This is a genomic window from Bradyrhizobium sp. LM2.9 (assembly GCF_054056555.1).
Window position 1 is genome coordinate 5,371,881 of sequence record NZ_JBSRYJ010000002.1, and the last position, 18,425, is coordinate 5,390,305.

Here is an 18,425-nt window from a genome sequence, read left to right on the forward strand (position 1 = left end):
GTTAGCCCCCGAATGCCAAAACGCTTCCAGCGACAAGCAGACAGGCCCCGGCGAACGACCGTCCGCTTTCGGGACTCGCGTTGAACCAACCGGACGCCACGGCTCCGCACGAAGATCCGAGGCCAGCCATCGCGGCGCTCGACAGCGCCACAAGGCCGACATGGTCCGGCGCGTGCGACACGATATTGTCGATCGCAAGCAGCGGCGGCAGGACGTAGACCCAGCCCGCCGCCTGTATCAGGCGATGTGCGATCGGAAGACGCAGGACCAACAACGCGCCACACGAGATCAGCGCGACCGCGGCAAGACCGCCTTCGGCGGGCACACCGACACCGAGCGCAGAGCCTAGTGCGTCACAAACGCCGAACATCAGAATCAGAGGCAGCACATGCCATCGCGGAACGATGAATGCGAGCGCGAAGGCCACGATGAGGCTATCGGCGGACGTCCACAACAGATGCACTGACATGGAAACCATGACGCGGCCTCTGGCTGGCTACGTCAATCATGCATTGAACGGAGATCGTCTGGAAGTTGAAAGTAGAGGCAAGCGCCTCCCCGGAACGAACCGCCGCTCACGATCGCGTGCGCGGCGGCGAACAGGGCGGTTTCAGGCGCTAATCGTCGTCGGCGCCGAACATCCTGATCTGCGGGAAGCCACTGCCCGGACGGATCACGACGTCCCGAGTGCTGGAATCTTCACGAACGTTGCGCGCGACATCGTCCCAATCGGTCTGATCGCGCATGCCGCGTTGCTCGCGGGGGTCGTAACGACGGCGCTCGGCCCAGCGCTCGCGGCGATCCATCCGGCGCCGTTCGGACGTGGCACGCTTCACGTCAGAATCCCTGGCCTTGGCACTGGCATTGTCCTTGGCATTGTCAGATGAAGAGGACGGCACCGTCGAAGCCTGCTGCTCGGCGGGTTTTACGACTTGCGGAGGCGAAGCGGCTGCCGGCTTGAATTGCTCCTTGGGCGGCTCGACTGCGGCTGCTTGCGGGGGATGCGGCGCGGGCGATTCAGCGTTTGCCTGGGTAGTCTGCGTCTCGGATTTGGGCTCAGGCTTTGCTTCGTCCTGCGCCTGCGCAGGCACGACGACTATCGCGCCGAACGTTTTTGAGCCGGTGAGATATTGGACGCGCTCCAAGGGCGCACTCGTTGTTGTCGGTGCGGCGACTGGTTCAGCACGCTGCGCCAGCTTGCCGGTATCCGGCCCCTGCTTGGGCGCGATTGGGTGCATGATATTGCCGGCGACGATGCCGCCGCCGAGACCAATCGCCATGGCGGCGACGATCGTTCCGGCACCGACGAAATAAGCTATCAGGGCGCGCATCGATCCACTCCCTCTTTGGAGCGGGTAACGCCTTGGGATTGCCCAATGTTCCAGAAGCGAGCGCGCGGTTCCCTAACCTATGCGTCAGATTTGCTGCGCGACCTTCTCGAGCCCGATGATGCGGGCAAGCTTGCGCACTTCCTCTTTCTGGTCGTCACGCAGCTGGAACAGCAGCGGCATCGCGGCCGACTTCAACTGCTGGACCTCGTCGCAATTGGGATCGATCGGCACGCCCTGCACGTTCGGATTGGACAGCTTGTTTGCCGAGATCTTGCGGACAACGTTGGCGCAGCGCTGTCTCGACCGAAGGCCAGTAATATTCCTGCGACGACGACAATTTCAGACGGTCCCGGATGCCCGAGATCTGCACGTCGGAAAGCAGCGAATAGGATTTCTGCGGCTGCGGCTTGGCCACGACCTTCGGCTTGGCCGGGACTTCGACGGCCGGAACCTCTGAAGCGGCCGGAGCCTCGTTCACGTTCGCCTTGGGCATCGGGAAATCGGACGGCGTGGCGGCAGCGAACGCCTGGCGCAGCGGCTCGGCCAGCACGGGCATTTGCGAGAGCTTGTCGGCTGGAACCTGAACCGGGTCGATTGCGGCCGAAGCCAGCGCCAGCGTCGGAACCAGACGGTCGGCCTTGGCAGCCCGGTTGGTTGCAAGCGGCTTAGGCGGCGTCTGCGAGATCATCTCAGCGCTGACGCTTGGCACGCTGTCACGGCCGAGAATGGCAGTGGTGGCGGCGCCGAGGACGAGGAAGCAGGTCAGCACGACGATGGTGATGGCTTTCGACAAACGTCTCTCCGCGTCCGACTTCAAGTCCACGTGATCACTGCTTGGAAACTGGGCGATAATTAAGGCTTAACCGAGCCATTGCGGCGGCAATCGCGCAGACTGCGGCGACATCGCCCGAAAAACTCAAGAAAATCAGGCAGCTAGCGCTAGATCGTAAGCGTCCTGGATGTCGGCCACGATCTCCGAAGCCTCCCAGACGCCGCGCGGCTCGACCGATTGCAACGTCACCGTCCAATTGCCGCCCCGGCGGGTGCGGGGGACACTGACAATGTCGAAGCGCACACTGCGGCACAGCGGATGGCGGGCCAGCGCATGGGCTACGCGGACGCGAATTTCGTCCAGCGAAGCCGCCGTCTTGGCGTTGAGATAGTCGAAGTCCATCGCCTGTCCCTCTCGGTCCTGATTGGCGCCGTGAGAGGGATTCTTGCCGGGCGTTGGTTAATCTGCCGTTAAGTGAGGGGCTTCGAAGGAGCGCTCGATTAACTGTGATGGGGGACAACGGGCCCCTGCCGGCCTCCGCAGTTTTACGGGGGGAGGCGGTCACCCCGCCTCTCGATACTCGGCGACCGTCCGCGCGACGAGATCGTCGACCGCCATCACGTCGGTCACGCCCGATATCGAATGCCCGCCGCTCCAGATATCGCGCCAGCGCTTTGGGCGGCTCTCGCGTGCGTTGACGTCGATGTCCTTGCCGATGTCGATCGCGCCCCGCGCCGGCAGATCGTCGGGGTCGAGACCGGCTGCCACGATCGACGGCTTGAGCATGCTGGTCTGCAGGCCCGTGAACGCGGTGGTCAGCAGAATGTCGTCCGCGCTGCCGTCGACCAGCATTCGCTTGTGACGCTCGTCCGCCATGCTCTCGCGCGTCGCTATAAATTTTGTGCCCATGTAGCCAAGATCGCAGCCGAGCACTTCGGCCGCATGCAGCGCGCGGCCGTCGCTGATGCCGCCCGCGAGCACGACGATGCCATCGTAGAATGCGCGCACCGCGCGGACGAAGGCAAATGGGTTGAGCCAGCCGGTCTGCCCGCCGGCGCCCGCGGTGAGCAGTACGAGCCCGTCGGCGCCGGCCTCCGCCGCGCGCCGGGCGTGGCGGATCGAGGCCACGTCCGCCAACACCAGCGCTCCAGCTTCATGCAGCGGCTTCAACACCGGCTCGGGCGATCCAACAGAGGTAATGACGATCTCCGGCTTGTGGCGCAGCAGCACAGCGAGATCCTGCTCCAGCCGCGCGTTGGAGCGATGCACGATCAGGTTCGGGCAGAGTGGCGCGGCCGTGCGACCGGTTTGATCCTCGCGATGCCGCAGCCGCGTCTCAATTTCGGTGAGCCACGCCTCAAGCTGTTCCGCGCTACGGCAGTTCACAGTAGGGAAGCTGCCGATCACACCGTTACGGCAGGCCGCGACCATGAGCTCGACGCCCGACACCAGAAACATCGGCGCCGCGATCAAAGGCAGACTGAGACGATCGCGAAAGCGTTGCAGTCGATCGGACGTCACAAGCCTCCCTGTCACTCTTGCCTCCTTGCGCGGGCTTTGTCGTTCCATCCCGCATTCCCTGTGCTAGCCTTCCGCGCAACATTGGCACGTCAAAAGCCGATGACAAAGCAATGAGGAAACATATGTCCGATCCGCTCCACGCATCGTCTCCGGCTTGTGCGCAGACGCTACGGGCACTGTCGCGCTATCCTGGACGCACCGCTTTCGCCTGGCCCGGCGGATCGCTGAGCTATCAGGGCACAATCGACCTGATCGGACGGATCCAGAGCGTATTCATGCGCCTTGGATTGCAGCCCGGCGCGCGTGTCGCTCTCCTCACCGCCAATCGCGCCGACACCTGGTGCGCCGGTGTCGCCGCGCAATTGTCCAGACTCTGCATCACCTGGCTGCACCCTCTGGGATCGCCAGGGGACCAGCTCTTCCAGCTCGAGGATTCCGGGGCCGAGATGCTGGTGGTCGATGCGGCCTCCTTCCGCGAGCGCGGTGGCGAGCTCGCCGCACAGGCGGGGCAGCTCAAGGCGGTCTTCACCATGGGACCGGCCGACTATGGCGTCGACCTGTTGCAGGCGATCGAGATCGAAGGCCACGCCAGCGCGCTGTGCCTCGCCGGCGCCGACGATCTCGCGACGCTGAACTACACCGGCGGGACGACCGGAAAATCCAAGGGCGCGCTGCGCTATCATCGCGAGAACAGCGGGGCGGCAGGTGCGATCCTCGCCGACTTCGAAATTCCAGAGGCGGCGCGCTATCTGACGGTCGCTCCGATCAGCCATGTCGCGGGCACAAAGGTGCTGCCGACCCTGATGCGCGGCGGCACCGTCCACATGCTGAAGGGTTTTGATCCCGAGGCGGTACTGGCCACCATCGCGCGCGAGCGGATCAATTTCACATTGTTCGTGCCCACCATGATCTACGTGCTGCTCGATCATCCCGCGCTGGGCAAGACCGACCTCTCCTCGCTCGAGCTCGTGCTCTATGGCGCCTCCGCGATGTCGCCGAGCCGGCTGATCGAGGGGATCGAGCGCATCGGGCCGGTGTTTTCGCAGCTCTACGGCCAGACCGAATGCTATCCCGTCTCGGTGCTGCGCAAGGCAGATCACAATCCCAAGACGCCGGAGCTGTTCCTGTCCTGCGGTTTCCCGATCGCGGTTTGCGAGGTCGAGATCCTCGACGACAACGACCAGGAGGTGAAGACGGGCGAAGCCGGCGAGATCTGCGTGCGCGCTCCACATGTCATGGCGGAGTACTGGAAGCGGCCGGACATCACCGCCGAAACGCTGAAGAACGGCTGGGTGCATACCGGCGACATCGCGCGCAAGGACGATCGCGGCTACATGTTCATCCTCGACCGCAAGAAGGACATGATCGTCTCTGGCGGTTTCAACATCTTTCCACGCGAGGTCGAGGACGTGCTGTCGCAGCATGCGGACGTGGCGATGGTCGCGGTCGTCGGCATCCCCGACGAGAAATGGGGCGAAGCCGTCACCGCCGTCGTCGTCCTGCGCGAGGGCGCAAAACCTGATGCCGATGAGTTGATCAATCTGGTGAAGACGCGAAAGGGCTCGGCGCATGCGCCGAAGCAGATCCAGTTCGTCAAGCAACTGCCGATGACCGGCGTCGGCAAGGTCGACAAGAAAGTACTGCGCGCGAGCTTTTGGGGCGGACGGGACCGGATGGTGGGATAGACACCCCGGATTTCTACGGTGTCGTTGTGGCCCCGGCACCACAACGCGCAACGGAGTGAGTGCCGGCGATGCCCACGCAATTGCGGGCGAATCAGGGAATCAACTAGACCGCTAGCGGGGCTGGGAAGCGGAGTGTGAAATGAGAGTCGCTTCCCTGGAAAGTGCGTTGGCCGCGGTCACGTTGATCACGGCCATCATCGTGGTGCTGTGGGAGATCAAGATCTTCTACGGCGTGTGAACAGGCAGGATGCCGCGCCGAACAAGAGACATTCGAACAGGAGGCTCGCGGCCAGGCATCCCTTCCGCGGCGGCGGAAGCCTGCCGTTCAACCGGCCAAGGAGCGATCGCGGCGCTCGCCGTCAAGCTCACCGCTTCTCGATCACCAGGCTTTGCACCGCGCGGCCGAAATAGCCCTGCCGGTCGGCGAGCCGCGACATCGCAAGCCCGGCGCCGTCAGGACCGATCCAGGAGTCGCCGTCGAGCAGGATCCATTCGCCGATCGGCTGGCGCGAAAAGCTGACGGTGAGGTCGGCGTTGATGTAGGTCCAGGCGCGGAAGTCGAGCGTCGAGGCGGTGCCGTTGGAGAAATCGGCGGCGACCACGGCGCGCATCGCCTGCGAGAGCGCTTCGCCTGCGATCAGGGGATGGTCGACCCGAAACCAGATCGCGCCCGCGCCGGCCTGGCCGAAGCGGCCGCGCGCGGCGCGCATCGAGACCGAACGTACGAACGGGCTGGTGGCGGCATGCCCGTCCTCGACCAGCGAGTCCTCGGGCGACGGCAATTCGACCGGCAGCGCCTTGACGTCGTCGGGGGGAGCGCCAGCGCCTGGCGCTTGATCTTGAGCACGGTCGCGCCGACGACCTGCACGCCGTCGGCGAGCAGCTTGACCCCGCAGAGCTGGATCTTGCGGCCCTCGCGCAAGATCTCGGTCGCAATCGTGAGCGGCGCCACCGGCACGGGGCGCATCAGATCGATGGTGACGCGCGCGATGTCCATCGTTACAGGCGTCGGAATGCGCTCAGCCGCCCACGTCACCAGCGAGGCCGGCGCCGAACCGTGCTGCATACGCCGGTCCCACGGGCCCGCGGCGTCCGGGCTGGTGACGACGCTGTTGCCGTCGACGCGGTAAATGGGGGTCATGCCGTACTCGATCTCGGGTGGCGTTCCCCGGACGCAGCGTAGCGCTCTTGCGGTGCGCTGCTGATCCGGGGTCCAGTTGTCGTGGCGATGGGTCCCGGCTCTGCGGCGCGGCACCATAGCGCGTCGAAGACGCGCGTGAACGCGCTTATGACGCCGCACCGGGTCCGGGACACCACAGCGATCACAACGGCGGATCGACCGCTTCGTCGTATTCCTTCTTGAATCGCGCGATCATTTCGGCGGCGGGCACGATGCCGTCGATGCTGCCGACACCCTGGCCCGAACCCCAGATTTCCTTCCAGGCTTTTGGCTTGGCGCGCTCGCCGGAGGCGTCGGTGCCGAAGTTCATCTTGGAGGGATCGGAGGTCGGCAGGTTTTCCGGATCCATGCCGGCGGCGAGAATCGACGGCTTCAGATAATTGCCGTGCACGCCGGTGAAGAGGTTGGAATAGACGATGTCGTCGGCGTTCGCGCCCGCGATCATCTCCTTGTACGTCTCGACCGCATTGGCTTCCTTGGTGGCAATGAAGGCCGAGCCGATATAGGCAAAGTCGGCGCCCAGGATGCGCGCAGCGCGGATCGCCTTGCCGTTGCCGATGGCGCCTGACAGCGCGATCGGGCCGTCAAACCATTTTCGCGTCTCGGCAACGAAAGCCAACGGCGAGATCGTGCCGGCATGGCCGCCGGCGCCGGCCGCTACCAGGATCAGGCCGTCGGCGCCCTTCTCGATCGCCTTGTGCGCGAATTTCTGGTTGATCACGTCGTGGAAGACGATGCCGCCCCAGCCGTGCACGGCCTGATTGAGCTCTTCGCGCGCACCGAGCGACGAAATGACCATCGGCACCTTGTACTTGGCGCAGAGCTGCATGTCGTGATCGAGCCGGTTGTTCGATTTGTGCACGATCTGGTTGACCGCGAACGGCGCCGACGGCTTGTCGGGATGGGCGCGGTCATAGGCCGCGAGCTCTTCGGTGATCCGCGCCAGCCACTCGTCGAGCAGTTCCGGCGGCCGCGCGTTCAGCGACGGAAACGATCCGACCACACCCGCCTTGCACTGCGCGATCACAAGATCGGGCACCGAGATGATGAAGAGCGGCGAACCGATCACGGGGATCGACAGGCGTCCCTTGAACAAGGCAGGCATGGACATTGCGAGAAGGTCCTCTGTTGGCGGTCAAATAGAAGTTGGGGCCCATACCAACAAGGCAATCTTTCCACTGTCAAGTATTGCGTTCTGACGCCGTGGCGGACTCCGTTACCGCAATTCCAAGCTACGGAATTCGCTGCGGGGCGACGACTTCACGCAATCAGATCCGGATTGATCAGCCGCTCGAATGAGAACATCTCGTCCCATGTCTCCTGCGTCAGCAGCTTGCGCTCGACCACGACGATCTGGTGCAGCGATTTGCCGCTCTTGTAGCCCTCGCGCGCGATCTCGGCGCATTGCTTGTAGCCGAGCAGCGGCTTCAGCACGGTGACGATGCCGAGCGAATTGAGCACCATGTTGCGGGTGTGCTCTTCGTTGGCAGTGATGCCCACGACGCAATTCTCGCGCAGGCTGTTGACCGCGCGCTCCATGGTACGGATCGAGAAGAACAGCGCGAACGAGATCACCGGCTCCATCACGTTGAGCTGGAGCTGGCCGGCGGACGCTGCGAGCGTCACCTGTGGTGTCGAGCCCGATGACGAGGAAGCTGGTCTGGTTGACGACCTCGGGGATCACCGGATTGACCTTGCCGGGCATGATCGAGGAGCCCGGCTGAAGCTGCGGCAGGTTGATCTCGTTGAAGCCCGCACGCGGCCCCGAGGCGAGCAGGCGGATGTCGTTGCAGATTTTTGTCAGTTTGCTAGCGGTGCGTTTGAGCACACCGGAGAGCTGCACATAGGCGCCGGTATCCGACGTCGCCTCGACGAGGTCGCCGGCGAGGATGAAGTCGATGCCGGTGAGCGCGCTCAGGTGCCGGACCGCAAGTTTTGGATAGCCATGCGCCGCGGTGACGGAGGTGCCGATCGCAGTGGCGCCGAGATTGACCTCGCGCAGCAACGCGCGCGCCTCCGAGATGCGATCGACCTCCTCGCCCATCGTGGTGCCCCATCCGCGGAATTCGGCGCCGAGCGACATCGGCACCGCGTCCTGCAAATGTGTGCGGCCCATCTTCAGCACGCGCTCGAACTCCCGGCCCTTGGCGAAGAACGCCTCCTGGAGCTGGCGTAACGCGGTCATGTAGCTCTCGAGCCGCAGGATCAGCGCCAGCCGAAAGGCAGTCGGATAGGTGTCGTTGGTTGACTGGCCGTAATTGACGTGATCGTTGGGGCTGACATGCTGATAGTCGCCCTTGGCAAAGCCGAGCGATTCCAGCGCGAGATTGGCGATCACCTCGTTGGCGTTCATGTTGGTGGAGGTGCCGGCGCCGCCCTGGATGAAGTCGGTGACGAACTGGTCCATCATGTCGCCGGCGATGACGCGGTCGCAGCCCACGATGATGGCTTCCGCGACTTTGGTGTCCACCGCGCCGAGATCGCGATTGGCCATGGCCGCAGCCTTCTTCACGTAACCGAGCGCCTTCACGAAGTAAGGCTCCTGGTTCATCGGAATGCCGGTGATGTGGAAGTTCTCCTTCCCGCGGATGGTCTGGACGCCGTAATAGATGTCGTCGGCGATCTCACGCTGTCCGAGGAAGTCCTGCTCCGTACGGCTCATGGGCGCTCCTTGCTTGCTCGCGCGACGTCCTCAGTTCTGGCACAACGCGCTGGTGACGAAGGTATCAGTGCGGCAGTCGTCCGGTTTGCGTTGCCTGCCCGGGATCAGAACCTTGGCCGAGCATTTCTCCGCGGAATCGGCATTCAGGCTCTTGCCTTCCGTGTAGCCCTTGCTCTGGCAGAGTTTGTCGGCGGCGAGCTTGCAGTCGGGCGCGCCGTTCGACGAGGCCGGACAGGCCACGCGTCCCGACACCATGCTCGACGGCTTCGCCAGGCGCGACAAATCGTTGATGGTCTCGCTCGGGCTTTTGATCGGCGGCAGGATCGAGGGCAGCTTGTCGAACAGCTTGCCCATTTCGTTGATCAGCCCGGGATTGTCCTCACGCGCCGGCGGTGACGAAGGAGCTGATGTCGAGGGCGGCGGCGCGGCCTGCGGTCCTTGCTCCTGCAGGCCGAGCGCTGGCGGCGCGGATTGCGGCCATCCGGTACCGCCGGCAGCCAGCAGGAGCGAAAGCACCGCAAATATCAGCGTCCCCGGTCGCAGGACCGGAATGCCGGATCGAAGCATCATGACGGCAACCGTAGCCGAACCTGGCGCGGCCGCAAAGCGCCTCGGGTTAGATCAATTTGGGTTAGATCAACTTGATCGCGATCACAAAGCCGAGCACCAGCACGGCTGCGCCGATCGCCACCCAGAGACCGAGATGCTTCTCGATCCTGACCCGGATCCAATCGCCATAGCGATTGAGCAGGATCGCGACGATGAAAAAACGACCGCCGCGCGCGACGATCGAGCAGATCATGAACAGGACGAGATTGTAACCGGCAAAGCCCGAGGTGATCGTGACGAGCTTGTAGGGGATCGGCGTCAGCCCCTTGAGCAGGATGATCACCGCGCCCCACTCGGCATAGGAGGCGCGAAAGGCATCGACCTTGTCGCCGAGGCCATAGACCTGGATCAGCCAGTGACCGACCGAGTCGAATAGCAGCGCGCCGATGGCATAGCCGAGCAGGCCGCCCAGCACCGACGTCGCGGTGCAGATCGCCGCATAGACCCAGGCGCGCTGCGGGCGAGCCAGCGACATCGGAATCAGCATCACGTCCGGCGGGACGGGAAAGAAGGAGCTTTCTGCGAAAGCCACGGCACCCAGGATCCAGAGCGCGTAAGGCTTGTGAGCGGCGTCGATGCACCAATCGTAGATACGTTTCAGCATGGCGCCGCGATGAAGCACCATCGGACGGATTTGTCCATCGCCAGTTTTGTGACGTTTCTAGTGGCGCTTCCGCGCCACGCGACCCTCGATCGCGACAATTGGCCGCCTGGCGGCCACGCGCGGTGACGCAACTTTGGGCAGCTTCATCGCCGATTTCGGCAGCTTCTCGGCGATGCCGAGCATGTCTTCCCGCCGGGTCATTTCGCGCCAGACGTCCTCGGGACGCACGCCGGCCGAGGCCCAGAGCACAGTGAGATTGTAGAGCAGATCGGCGCTTTCCCGGATCACGGCTTCGCTGTCGCCATTGACCGCATCGATGACGACCTCAATGGCCTCTTCGGCCAGTTTTTTCGCCATTTTGGAGGGCCCACGCTGAAACAGCCGGGCTGTACGCGATGTTGCCGGATCAAGGTCCCTGGCCGCGAGTACAGCCAGATATAGCCGCTCAAGCGAATCACTCATGGTCCTGAAAACTACTCTAAACCAATGGCGGGCGCGTTAACGTCTGACAATAAACGGCCAAACAGGCCATCGCGGCAAGCGCGACGGCCTGTTGTGGTCAATTCTACGTAGCCGGGCTTAGTAGCAGGTCGAGGCGTAGCCTTGGCCGCCCTGCGCGGACTGATAGGGACCGCCGCAACGGTGGAACGGGCGCGGACCAATATACGAGTCGCCGCTGTAATAGACTGGGCCGTCATCATAGTAGGCCGGCCCGCCACCGTAATAGGCCGGGGCATCATAGGCGTAGGCGTCACGACTCGCGGCGATCGCAAGCCCGGTGCCGATGGCGCCGGCAATGGCCGCGCCGGCAAGGGCCGCACCGCCGCCGCCATGCCAGTGGCGGCCGCCGGCGTATGAGGCGGTCGGGGCGACCGCGGTCAACACCAGCACCGCGGCGGTGGCAATAGCGGCCTTGCGGCCGGCAAACTTCGAAAAGCTGTCAAACATGTCCTGGACCCTCCTTGGGACCTCGAATGGTGCCTGACGACAGGCTCATGTCTTTCAAACACCCACATCCCATGTTGGGTTCCCCAACCCCAACACAAGCTGAACGGGGTTGCGTGATCGTGACGCAACCGCCGCTCATCCGCCGTTCATGTTGGCGCGGAGAGACTGCTCCGCCAGCCGGCGCTGCGAGCGTCACGAGATCACAACAAGGCGAGACCGGCGCGACTGATGTTCAGATTCAAGACGACCGCCCTTCGCTGCCTGCAAGCCCTTGCAATCTCGCTTGCCGCGCTGACTGCACGCGATGTCACGGCGGCTGAGACCGCCGCGCCCTCTATTGCGATCCACTTCGCCTTCGACCGTCCGATCGATGCAAGCATGGCGCCGTTCTTCCTGGCTGCAAAGGACGGCAGCTTCGGCGCCGAACGTCTCAACGTCTCCTTCAGCAGCACGGCCGGATCGCCGGAGGCGCTCGCGCGCGTCGCCAAGGGCGAAAGCGAGCTCGCGCTGGTCGACATCAACGAGCTGATCCGCTTCCGCGATAAGGACGATGCGGCACCGGTCAAGGCGGTGTTCCTGCTGTTCAACCGTGCGCCCTACGCGATCGTCGCCCGCAGGAGCCGCGGCATCCATCTGCCGCCCGATCTCGACGGCAAGACCGTCGGCGTCGCCGATAGCGACCTGTCGATGCGGCTGTGGCCGGCGCTAGCGCAGCAGAACGGCATCAACACGGCGCACATGAAATTCCACAGGATCAGCGCCGCCGTGCGCGAGCCGATCCTCTCCGCGGGACAGGTCGATGCCGTCGCCGGCTTCAGCTATCTCTCGGGAGTGAACCTGCGCGATCGCGGCGTACCCGGCGACGATCTCGTCGTGCTTCGCTATGCCGACTATGGCTGCGAGGCTTATGGCTTTGCCGTCGTGGTCAACCCGGCTTTCGCCGCGGCCAAGCCGGACGCCGTGAAGGGATTCGTGCGCGCATTGATCGCAGGCATCAACGCGACCGTGAAAGAGCCGGCGCGTGCGGCGGACGAAGCCGCGAGCCGCATCGACGACGGCGACCGCAATCTCGAATTGGCGCGCCTGCGCACCGTCCTCGTCGACAATATCCAGACCGACGAAGTCCGTCGCAACGGCCTCGGCGGCATCGACCCCGCGCGCATGGACCGCTCGATCGACCAGATCGCGCAGGATTTCAAATTCCGCAAGAAGCCGGTTGCGGGGGATATCTTCGACGACCGGTTCCTGCCGCCGGTTGCAGGGCGGCTGATCAACTGAACATCGTGGTGCATCACTTTCGAATTTTGAAAACGGTGATGCCTATCGGGTCGATTTCGAGCAATATCACTAACACCGAGCCGAGATTGACTCGGCGTGGAGCTGCCATGGTCGAATATCCTGCCAAGCGAAATCCCCGCCGCTGTCCCGTTCATCCCGGCGCGGTGCTTCGCGAGGACATGCTGCCGGCCTCAGGCAAGACCAAGGTTGAGATCGCGCGCCTGTTAGGCATCTCGCGGCAACATCTTCACGATATCATGGAAGAGAAGAAGCCTCTGTCGCCGGAGGTAGCGGTCCGTGTCGGGAAGCTGTTTGGAGGCGGCGCCGGGATCTGGGTCCGGATGCAGGCTGCCCACGACACCTGGCACGCGGAACAGACGGTGGACGTCAGCCATATCCCCACGTTGAAGGTGGCCTGAGCCGTCCACACCAATGTAGTCTTGCAGCCGTTCAACTGGTTGACTGACGACCTTCCCACGGTTCAGCGTATCGCATGCCCATCCTCCGTCTCTACACCCGCGTTCTCGAACTGCTCGGCAAGGAAGCAGGGCTCGGCTGGCTGCTGGCGTTTGCCAATCTCCTGCTTGCCGCCTCGCAGTTCGCAGAACCCGTGCTGTTCGGCCGGATCGTCGACGTGCTCTCCGGCAAGACGGTTGCCGGATCGGACTCGGCCTGGCCGTTTCTGATGGCCTGGGTGGCATTCGGGCTGTTCACCATCGCCTGCAGCGCGCTCGTGGCCTTGCAGGCCGACCGGCTCTCGCACCGCCAGCGCCAGGCGGTGCTGACCGACTATTTCGAGCACATCCTGCAATTGCCGCTGACCTTCCATTCCGGCACACATTCGGGCCGGCTGATGAAGGTGATGCTCAACGGCACCGATGCGCTGTGGCGGCTCTGGCTCGGCTTCTTCCGCGAGCACTTTGCCGCGATCCTGTCGGTCGTGGTGCTGCTGCCGCTATCATTGTACCTGAACTGGCGGCTCGCGATCCTGCTGTTCGTGCTTTGCATCGTCTTCACGGCGCTGACGACCTTCGTGGTGCGCAGAACCTTCGGCATGCAGATGGAGGTGGAGGAGCACTATAGCGAGCTCTCCGCGCGGGCTTCCGACGCCCTCGGCAACGTCGCGCTGGTGCAGAGTTTCGTGCGCGTCGAATCCGAGGTGAAGGGCTTGCGCTCCGTCGCCGACCAGTTACTCGCGGCGCAAATGCCGGTGCTGTCGTGGTGGGCGCTCGTCACCGTCATCACGCGCGCCTCCACCACCATCACCGTGCTCGCGATCTTCACACTGGGCATCTCGCTGCACGACCAGGGGCTGACCTCGGTCGGCGAAATCGTGATGTTCGTGAGCTTCGCGACGCTTCTGATCCAGAAGCTCGAGCAGGTCGTGAGCTTCATCAACAACGTATTCATGGAAGCCCCGCGCCTGCGCGAGTTTTTCAACGTGCTCGATGCCGTGCCCGCGGTGCACGACCGACCCGATGCGATCGACGCGGGTCGGCTCTCCGGCCTCGTCGAATTCAACGACGTCCACCTTCTCCTATGACGGCAAACGGCCGGCGATCGAGGATCTCTCCTTCACCGCGCTGCCAGGCCAGACCATTGCGCTGGTCGGCGCGACCGGCGCCGGCAAGTCGACGGCGATTGCGCTGCTGCATCGCGCCTTCGATCCGCAGTCCGGCTTCATTAGGATCGACGGCATGGACGTGCGCGGGGTGACGCTGACATCGCTGCGGCGGAACATCGGCGTGGTCTTTCAAGAGGCGCTGCTGTTCAATCGCTCGATCGCGGAGAATCTGCGCGTCGGCAAGCCGGACGCCACTGAGGCGGAGATGCGCACGGCGGCAGGGCGCGCACAGGCGCTCGAATTCATCGAGCGCAGCGGCGGCTTCGAGACCAATGCCGGCGAGCGCGGCCGCATGCTGTCCGGCGGCGAGCGCCAGCGGCTGTCGATCGCCCGCGCATTGCTGAAAGATCCGCCGCTCCTGATCCTGGACGAGGCGACCAGCGCGCTCGACGCCGTCACCGAGGCCGCAAGGTGAATGCCGCTCTCGACGAAGTGATGAAGGGGCGCACCACCTTCGTGATCGCCCACCGTCTCTCCACCATCCGCAATGCCACGCGGATCCTGGTGTTCGAGAACGGGCGTGTGATCGAAAGCGGAACTTTCGATGAACTCGTGGCCAAAGGCGGCCATTTCGCCGAACTCGCCAGGGCCCAGTTCATGGTTCGGGAGAACGCACGGGCCAGCGTGACAGCAGCTGAGGCTGCCGCGACTGCCGCCCAGTCGCCTTAGCAAGTCTTCATGGGACCGTCGAAATTCGGCCTATTTCATTGCGGAATACCCCGCTGATGCCCCTATTCCCGACGCACCAGCCGGTATAGGTTTGCGACGCCGCAAGCGGCGGCGCTGGATTCAGAACCGAACATCAGATCACGAGAGCCGACCGGAACCGGCGGGTCTCCAAGGACCGGAATCGGATAGTGCACGCTCTTCGCCCGCTGCTTCGTAAATCCCTGTTCAACCTGTTCGCTGCGACACTCGCATGCGCCGCGTCGCTCGCGCCGCGCGCGGCGAGCGCCGAAGCATTGCTGCTGATCGAGGCCGACACCGGCAAGGTGTTGCAGGCGGAAAACGCGACCATTCCCTGGTATCCGGCTTCCGTCACCAAGATCATGACCGCCTATGTCACGCTGAAGGCGGTCAAGGACGGCAAGCTCACGCTCGACACGCTGATTACGGTGTCGCCGACAGCGGCCTCGCAATCGCCCTCGAAGATGGGATTCCGTCCGGGAACACAGCTCACCGTCGACAATGCACTGAAGATGATGATGGTGAAGTCGGCGAACGACATGGCCGTTGTGCTCGCCGAAGGCGTCGGCGGCTCGATCGACGGCTTCTCCGCGATGATGAACGACACCGCGCAGAGACTCGGCATGACGCAGACGAGCTACGTCAATCCGAACGGTCTGCCCGCCGACGGCCAGATCACGTCGGCGCGCGACCTCGGCATTCTCGCGCGCTCGTTCCTGCGCGACCTGCCGGAATACGAATACTTCGTGCACATCCCGGCGATCCGCTTCGGCAAGCGCGTCACGGGCAATTTCAACAAGCTGATCGGCCGCTATCCCGGTGCCGATGGTTTCAAGACTGGCTTCATCTGCGCCTCGGGCTACAACCTCGTTGCGTCGGCGACACGCAATGGCCGGAGACTGATTGCGGTGGTGCTCGGCGCCAATTCCGGCACCGCGCGCGCGGTGAAGGCAGCCCAGCTGCTCGAGCGCGGCTTCTCGCAGGACAATCTCACCTGGCTCCGCCCATCGCTCGGCACCGTCGAAAAGCTGGTGCCGGTCGACGCCTCGCCGCCGAACCTGCGCGAGGACATGTGCGGCGGCCATCGCAAGCGGCCCGCCAGCGATGACGACGACGCACTGATCGCCACCAATGGCGGCACGAGCGGATCGGCCTCCGCCACCGGCGGCGAAGCCCAGGTGACGTTCTTCACCGCTGGGCTTCAACCACCCTTGATGAAGGGCCTCCGAGCTGATGGCCACGGCCGCGGCGGCCGCGGAGCCCGTGCTGGTCTATACCGGCCCGACCCGCACCGGTACCGCCCTGATCGCCGCGGTCGCGGCCGATGCCGACCAGCAGGCCACCCCAAAGCCGCGTGGCAAGAAGTCGCGCGTCGCCAAGAAGCCTGACGCGGCCGACAAGCCGAAGGATGCCAAGACGGACGCCAAGACCGAGGCCAAGACGGCGGCGGCGAAGCCGGTTGCCAAGCCAGCCGACGGCAAGAGCGCTGCCAAGCCGGCCGGGACCAAGCACGCTGCGGCCAAGTCGGATTCAGCAAAGTCCAATGCGGCGGCAAAACCTGCGGCAAGCGGCGATCAGGCACCCAAGCCCGCCAAGCCAAAGGCAGCGACCAAGCCCGCTGCCAAGCCGGCCAACAACAGTTAGCGGCGCGCCGAGCTGAGACCACGCCCACTTTGCACTGCGGCAGCGCGGTTTGGCAGGATTCCGGTAGCCACTCCCTGACCTTTGCCCTAAGTCACCACGACTTGCCACCCGTTCCGGCAAGCTCGATACTGGCGGCAATGAGGCAAGCCCGAGACACAACGGGCTCTGGTAAATGAGGGGAGTTTTCGATGGAGCGCATCTGGCTCAAGCAATATCCGCCCGGCGTGCCTGCTGATATCGAGCCGACGCAATACTCATCGCTGGTCGACCTGTTGGAGGAGAGCTTTTCGAAGTTCGCCGACCGCAAGGCGTTCATCTGCATGGACAAATCGATCAGCTATCGCGACCTCGATCAGATGTCGGTCGCGCTGGCCGCATATCTGCAAGGCCGTGGGCTCCAGCGCGGTGCTCGCGTCGCCCTCATGATGCCGAACGTGCTGCAATATCCGGTCGCGACCGCCGCGGTGCTGCGCGCCGGTTTCGCCGTGGTCAACGTCAACCCGCTCTACACACCGCGCGAGCTCGAGCACCAGCTCAAGGATTCCGGCGCCGAAGCCATTATCGTGCTGGAGAATTTTGCCCATACCGTCGAGCAGGTGATCGCGAAGACGCAAGTGAAGCACGTCATCGTCGCCAGCATGGGCGACCTGCTCGGCTTCAAGGGCGTGATCGTCAATCTCGTCGTCCGCCGCGTCAAAAAGATGGTGCCGGCCTGGTCGCTGCCGGGCGCGGTGTCGTTCAACGATGCGTTATCGGCTGGCCGCGGCGCGACGTTCAACAAACCGAAACTGTCGCCCGGCGACGTCGCCTTCCTGCAATATACGGGCGGCACCACCGGCGTCTCCAAGGGCGCCACCCTGCTCCACCGCAACATCGTCGCCAACGTGTTGCAGAACGACGCCTGGCTCCAGCCGGCGATAGTCGCACCCCCGCATGTCGATCAGCTCATGATCGTTTGCGCGCTGCCACTCTACCACATCTTCGCGCTGACGGCCTGCTACCTGCTCGCGGTGCGCGCCGGCGGCTGTAATCTGCTGATCCCCAATCCGCGCGACATCGCAGGCTTCGTCAAGGAGCTGGCAAAATACCAGGTCAACAGTTTCCCGGCTGTGAACACGCTCTACAACGGATTGATGCACCATCCCGATTTCAAGAAGCTCGACTTTTCCAAGCTGAAGATTTCCAACGGCGGCGGCATGGCGGTGCAGCGCCCCGTGGCCGAGCAGTGGAAGGAGGTGACCGGCTGCTTCATCGCCGAAGGCTACGGCCTGTCGGAGACATCGCCGACGCTGACCTGCAATCCCGCGACCACGACCGAGTTCTCGGGATCGATCGGCATTCCCGTGCCCTCGACCTGGATTTCGATCCGCGACGACGACGGCAACGAGCTGCCGCTCGGCCAGCCCGGCGAGATCTGCGCCAAGGGCCCGCAGGTGATGTCGGGCTACTGGAACAGGCCGGACGAGACCGCGAAGGTGATGACCGCCGACGGCTATTTCCGCACCGGCGACATCGGCGTGATGGACGAGACCGGCTACACCAAGATCGTCGACCGCAAGAAGGACATGATCCTGGTCTCCGGCTTCAACGTCTATCCCAACGAGATCGAGGAAGTGATCGCGAGCCATCCGGGCGTGCTCGAATGCGCCGTGATCGGCATTCCCGATTCCAAGTCGGGCGAGGCGGTGAAAGCGTTCCTGGTCAAGAAGGATCCGAACCTCACGGCCGAAGCCGTGATCAAGTTCTGCCAGGAGCAGCTCACCGGCTACAAGGTGCCCAAGCAGATCGAATTCCGAACCGACCTGCCGAAGACCAATGTTGGCAAGATCCTGCGCCGGCAATTGCGCGACGAGAAGAAGGCGGAGGCGGCGTAGCCGCTC

At 64.0% G+C, this 18,425-nt stretch carries 13 protein-coding genes and 5 pseudogenes; 6 read left to right on the forward strand and 12 right to left on the reverse strand.

The annotated features are described in order from the left end of the window. Window position 1: 1 nt before the first annotated feature. The 5 genes and pseudogenes from ACVWW3_RS27850 to ACVWW3_RS27870 all read right to left on the reverse strand — a co-directional run bounded on the left by ACVWW3_RS27850 (window position 2) and on the right by ACVWW3_RS27870 (window position 3,624). Window positions 2-427 (reverse strand): hypothetical protein, encoded by a 426-nt coding sequence (locus ACVWW3_RS27850; RefSeq protein ID WP_456647985.1) that lies wholly within the window; start codon window positions 425-427, stop codon window positions 2-4. Window positions 428-617: 190 nt separating this feature from the next. Further along, window positions 618-1,331, reverse strand: a complete 714-nt coding sequence (locus ACVWW3_RS27855; RefSeq protein WP_456647984.1) for a hypothetical protein — start codon at window positions 1,329-1,331, stop codon at window positions 618-620. Between the two features lie 84 nt (window positions 1,332-1,415). Continuing rightward, a pseudogene (locus tag ACVWW3_RS27860) lies at window positions 1,416-2,124 on the reverse strand (hypothetical protein). Between the two features lie 132 nt (window positions 2,125-2,256). Then, window positions 2,257-2,505 (reverse strand): hypothetical protein, encoded by a 249-nt coding sequence (locus ACVWW3_RS27865; RefSeq protein WP_247339825.1) that lies wholly within the window; start codon window positions 2,503-2,505, stop codon window positions 2,257-2,259. A gap of 159 nt (window positions 2,506-2,664) precedes the next feature. Next, complete coding sequence (locus ACVWW3_RS27870) at window positions 2,665-3,624, reverse strand: NAD(P)H-dependent flavin oxidoreductase (protein WP_354050470.1); 960 nt, start codon at window positions 3,622-3,624, stop codon at window positions 2,665-2,667. A gap of 122 nt (window positions 3,625-3,746) precedes the next feature. On the opposite strand from ACVWW3_RS27870, the gene ACVWW3_RS27875 reads away from it, so the two are divergent. Then, complete coding sequence (locus tag ACVWW3_RS27875; protein ID WP_456647983.1) at window positions 3,747-5,309, forward strand: AMP-binding protein; 1,563 nt, start codon at window positions 3,747-3,749, stop codon at window positions 5,307-5,309. 365 nt (window positions 5,310-5,674) lie between these two features. On the opposite strand, the pseudogene ACVWW3_RS27880 reads toward ACVWW3_RS27875, so the two are convergent. The 7 genes and pseudogenes from ACVWW3_RS27880 to ACVWW3_RS27910 all read right to left on the reverse strand — a co-directional run bounded on the left by ACVWW3_RS27880 (window position 5,675) and on the right by ACVWW3_RS27910 (window position 11,312). Continuing rightward, a pseudogene (locus ACVWW3_RS27880) lies at window positions 5,675-6,450 on the reverse strand (thioesterase family protein). Window positions 6,451-6,631: 181 nt separating this feature from the next. Continuing rightward, a complete protein-coding gene (locus tag ACVWW3_RS27885) occupies window positions 6,632-7,600 on the reverse strand; it encodes an NAD(P)H-dependent flavin oxidoreductase (protein WP_247339822.1) in 969 nt (322 codons plus the stop codon). A gap of 149 nt (window positions 7,601-7,749) precedes the next feature. Further along, window positions 7,750-9,151 (reverse strand): annotated as a pseudogene (locus tag ACVWW3_RS27890) (aspartate ammonia-lyase). Between the two features lie 30 nt (window positions 9,152-9,181). Further along, window positions 9,182-9,721, reverse strand: a complete 540-nt coding sequence (locus ACVWW3_RS27895) for a hypothetical protein (protein ID WP_354104406.1) — start codon at window positions 9,719-9,721, stop codon at window positions 9,182-9,184. 61 nt (window positions 9,722-9,782) lie between these two features. Beyond that, entirely contained in the window at window positions 9,783-10,385 is a 603-nt protein-coding gene (locus ACVWW3_RS27900; protein ID WP_354104405.1) for a YqaA family protein, read from the reverse strand. 36 nt (window positions 10,386-10,421) lie between these two features. Further along, on the reverse strand, window positions 10,422-10,826 hold the full coding sequence (gene hisE / locus ACVWW3_RS27905) for a phosphoribosyl-ATP diphosphatase (RefSeq protein ID WP_247445218.1): 405 nt from the start codon (window positions 10,824-10,826) through the stop codon (window positions 10,422-10,424). 117 nt (window positions 10,827-10,943) lie between these two features. Then, a complete protein-coding gene (locus ACVWW3_RS27910) occupies window positions 10,944-11,312 on the reverse strand; it encodes a hypothetical protein (RefSeq protein WP_456647982.1) in 369 nt (122 codons plus the stop codon). Between the two features lie 228 nt (window positions 11,313-11,540). Here ACVWW3_RS27910 and ACVWW3_RS27915 point away from each other — a divergent pair, with 228 nt between their 5' ends. From ACVWW3_RS27915 to ACVWW3_RS27935, 5 genes and pseudogenes are all read left to right on the forward strand, one after another. After that, window positions 11,541-12,590 carry an ABC transporter substrate-binding protein gene (locus tag ACVWW3_RS27915; RefSeq protein ID WP_456647981.1) on the forward strand — a complete coding sequence of 350 codons (1,050 nt, stop codon included), beginning with the start codon at window positions 11,541-11,543 and terminating at the stop codon, window positions 12,588-12,590. Window positions 12,591-12,697: 107 nt separating this feature from the next. Further along, on the forward strand, window positions 12,698-13,009 hold the full coding sequence (locus tag ACVWW3_RS27920; RefSeq protein ID WP_247445221.1) for a HigA family addiction module antitoxin: 312 nt from the start codon (window positions 12,698-12,700) through the stop codon (window positions 13,007-13,009). A gap of 74 nt (window positions 13,010-13,083) precedes the next feature. Next, window positions 13,084-14,883 (forward strand): annotated as a pseudogene (locus tag ACVWW3_RS27925) (glucan ABC transporter ATP-binding protein/ permease). A 188-nt stretch (window positions 14,884-15,071) separates the two neighbouring features. Further along, window positions 15,072-16,545, forward strand: a pseudogene (locus tag ACVWW3_RS27930) (D-alanyl-D-alanine carboxypeptidase family protein). Window positions 16,546-16,733: 188 nt separating this feature from the next. Then, the gene (locus ACVWW3_RS27935) at window positions 16,734-18,419 is read left to right on the forward strand and encodes a long-chain fatty acid--CoA ligase (RefSeq protein ID WP_247351218.1); all 1,686 of its coding nucleotides are present in this window, start codon (window positions 16,734-16,736) and stop codon (window positions 18,417-18,419) included. Window positions 18,420-18,425 lie beyond the last annotated feature (6 nt).

What these genes read in the sequence shown, in the direction of transcription:
- ACVWW3_RS27855 (WP_456647984.1), bottom strand. Translation starts at nt 1,331, where the DNA reads ATGCGCGCCCTGATAGCTTATTTCGTCGGTGCCGGAACGATCGTCGCC.
- ACVWW3_RS27865 (WP_247339825.1), bottom strand. Translation starts at nt 2,505, where the DNA reads ATGGACTTCGACTATCTCAACGCCAAGACGGCGGCTTCGCTGGACGAA.
- ACVWW3_RS27875 (WP_456647983.1), top strand. Translation starts at nt 3,747, where the DNA reads ATGTCCGATCCGCTCCACGCATCGTCTCCGGCTTGTGCGCAGACGCTA.
- ACVWW3_RS27885 (WP_247339822.1), bottom strand. Translation starts at nt 7,600, where the DNA reads ATGTCCATGCCTGCCTTGTTCAAGGGACGCCTGTCGATCCCCGTGATC.
- ACVWW3_RS27895 (WP_354104406.1), bottom strand. Translation starts at nt 9,721, where the DNA reads ATGATGCTTCGATCCGGCATTCCGGTCCTGCGACCGGGGACGCTGATA.
- ACVWW3_RS27900 (WP_354104405.1), bottom strand. Translation starts at nt 10,385, where the DNA reads ATGGTGCTTCATCGCGGCGCCATGCTGAAACGTATCTACGATTGGTGC.
- hisE (WP_247445218.1), bottom strand. Translation starts at nt 10,826, where the DNA reads ATGAGTGATTCGCTTGAGCGGCTATATCTGGCTGTACTCGCGGCCAGG.
- ACVWW3_RS27910 (WP_456647982.1), bottom strand. Translation starts at nt 11,312, where the DNA reads ATGTTTGACAGCTTTTCGAAGTTTGCCGGCCGCAAGGCCGCTATTGCC.
- ACVWW3_RS27915 (WP_456647981.1), top strand. Translation starts at nt 11,541, where the DNA reads ATGTTCAGATTCAAGACGACCGCCCTTCGCTGCCTGCAAGCCCTTGCA.
- ACVWW3_RS27920 (WP_247445221.1), top strand. Translation starts at nt 12,698, where the DNA reads ATGGTCGAATATCCTGCCAAGCGAAATCCCCGCCGCTGTCCCGTTCAT.
- ACVWW3_RS27935 (WP_247351218.1), top strand. Translation starts at nt 16,734, where the DNA reads ATGGAGCGCATCTGGCTCAAGCAATATCCGCCCGGCGTGCCTGCTGAT.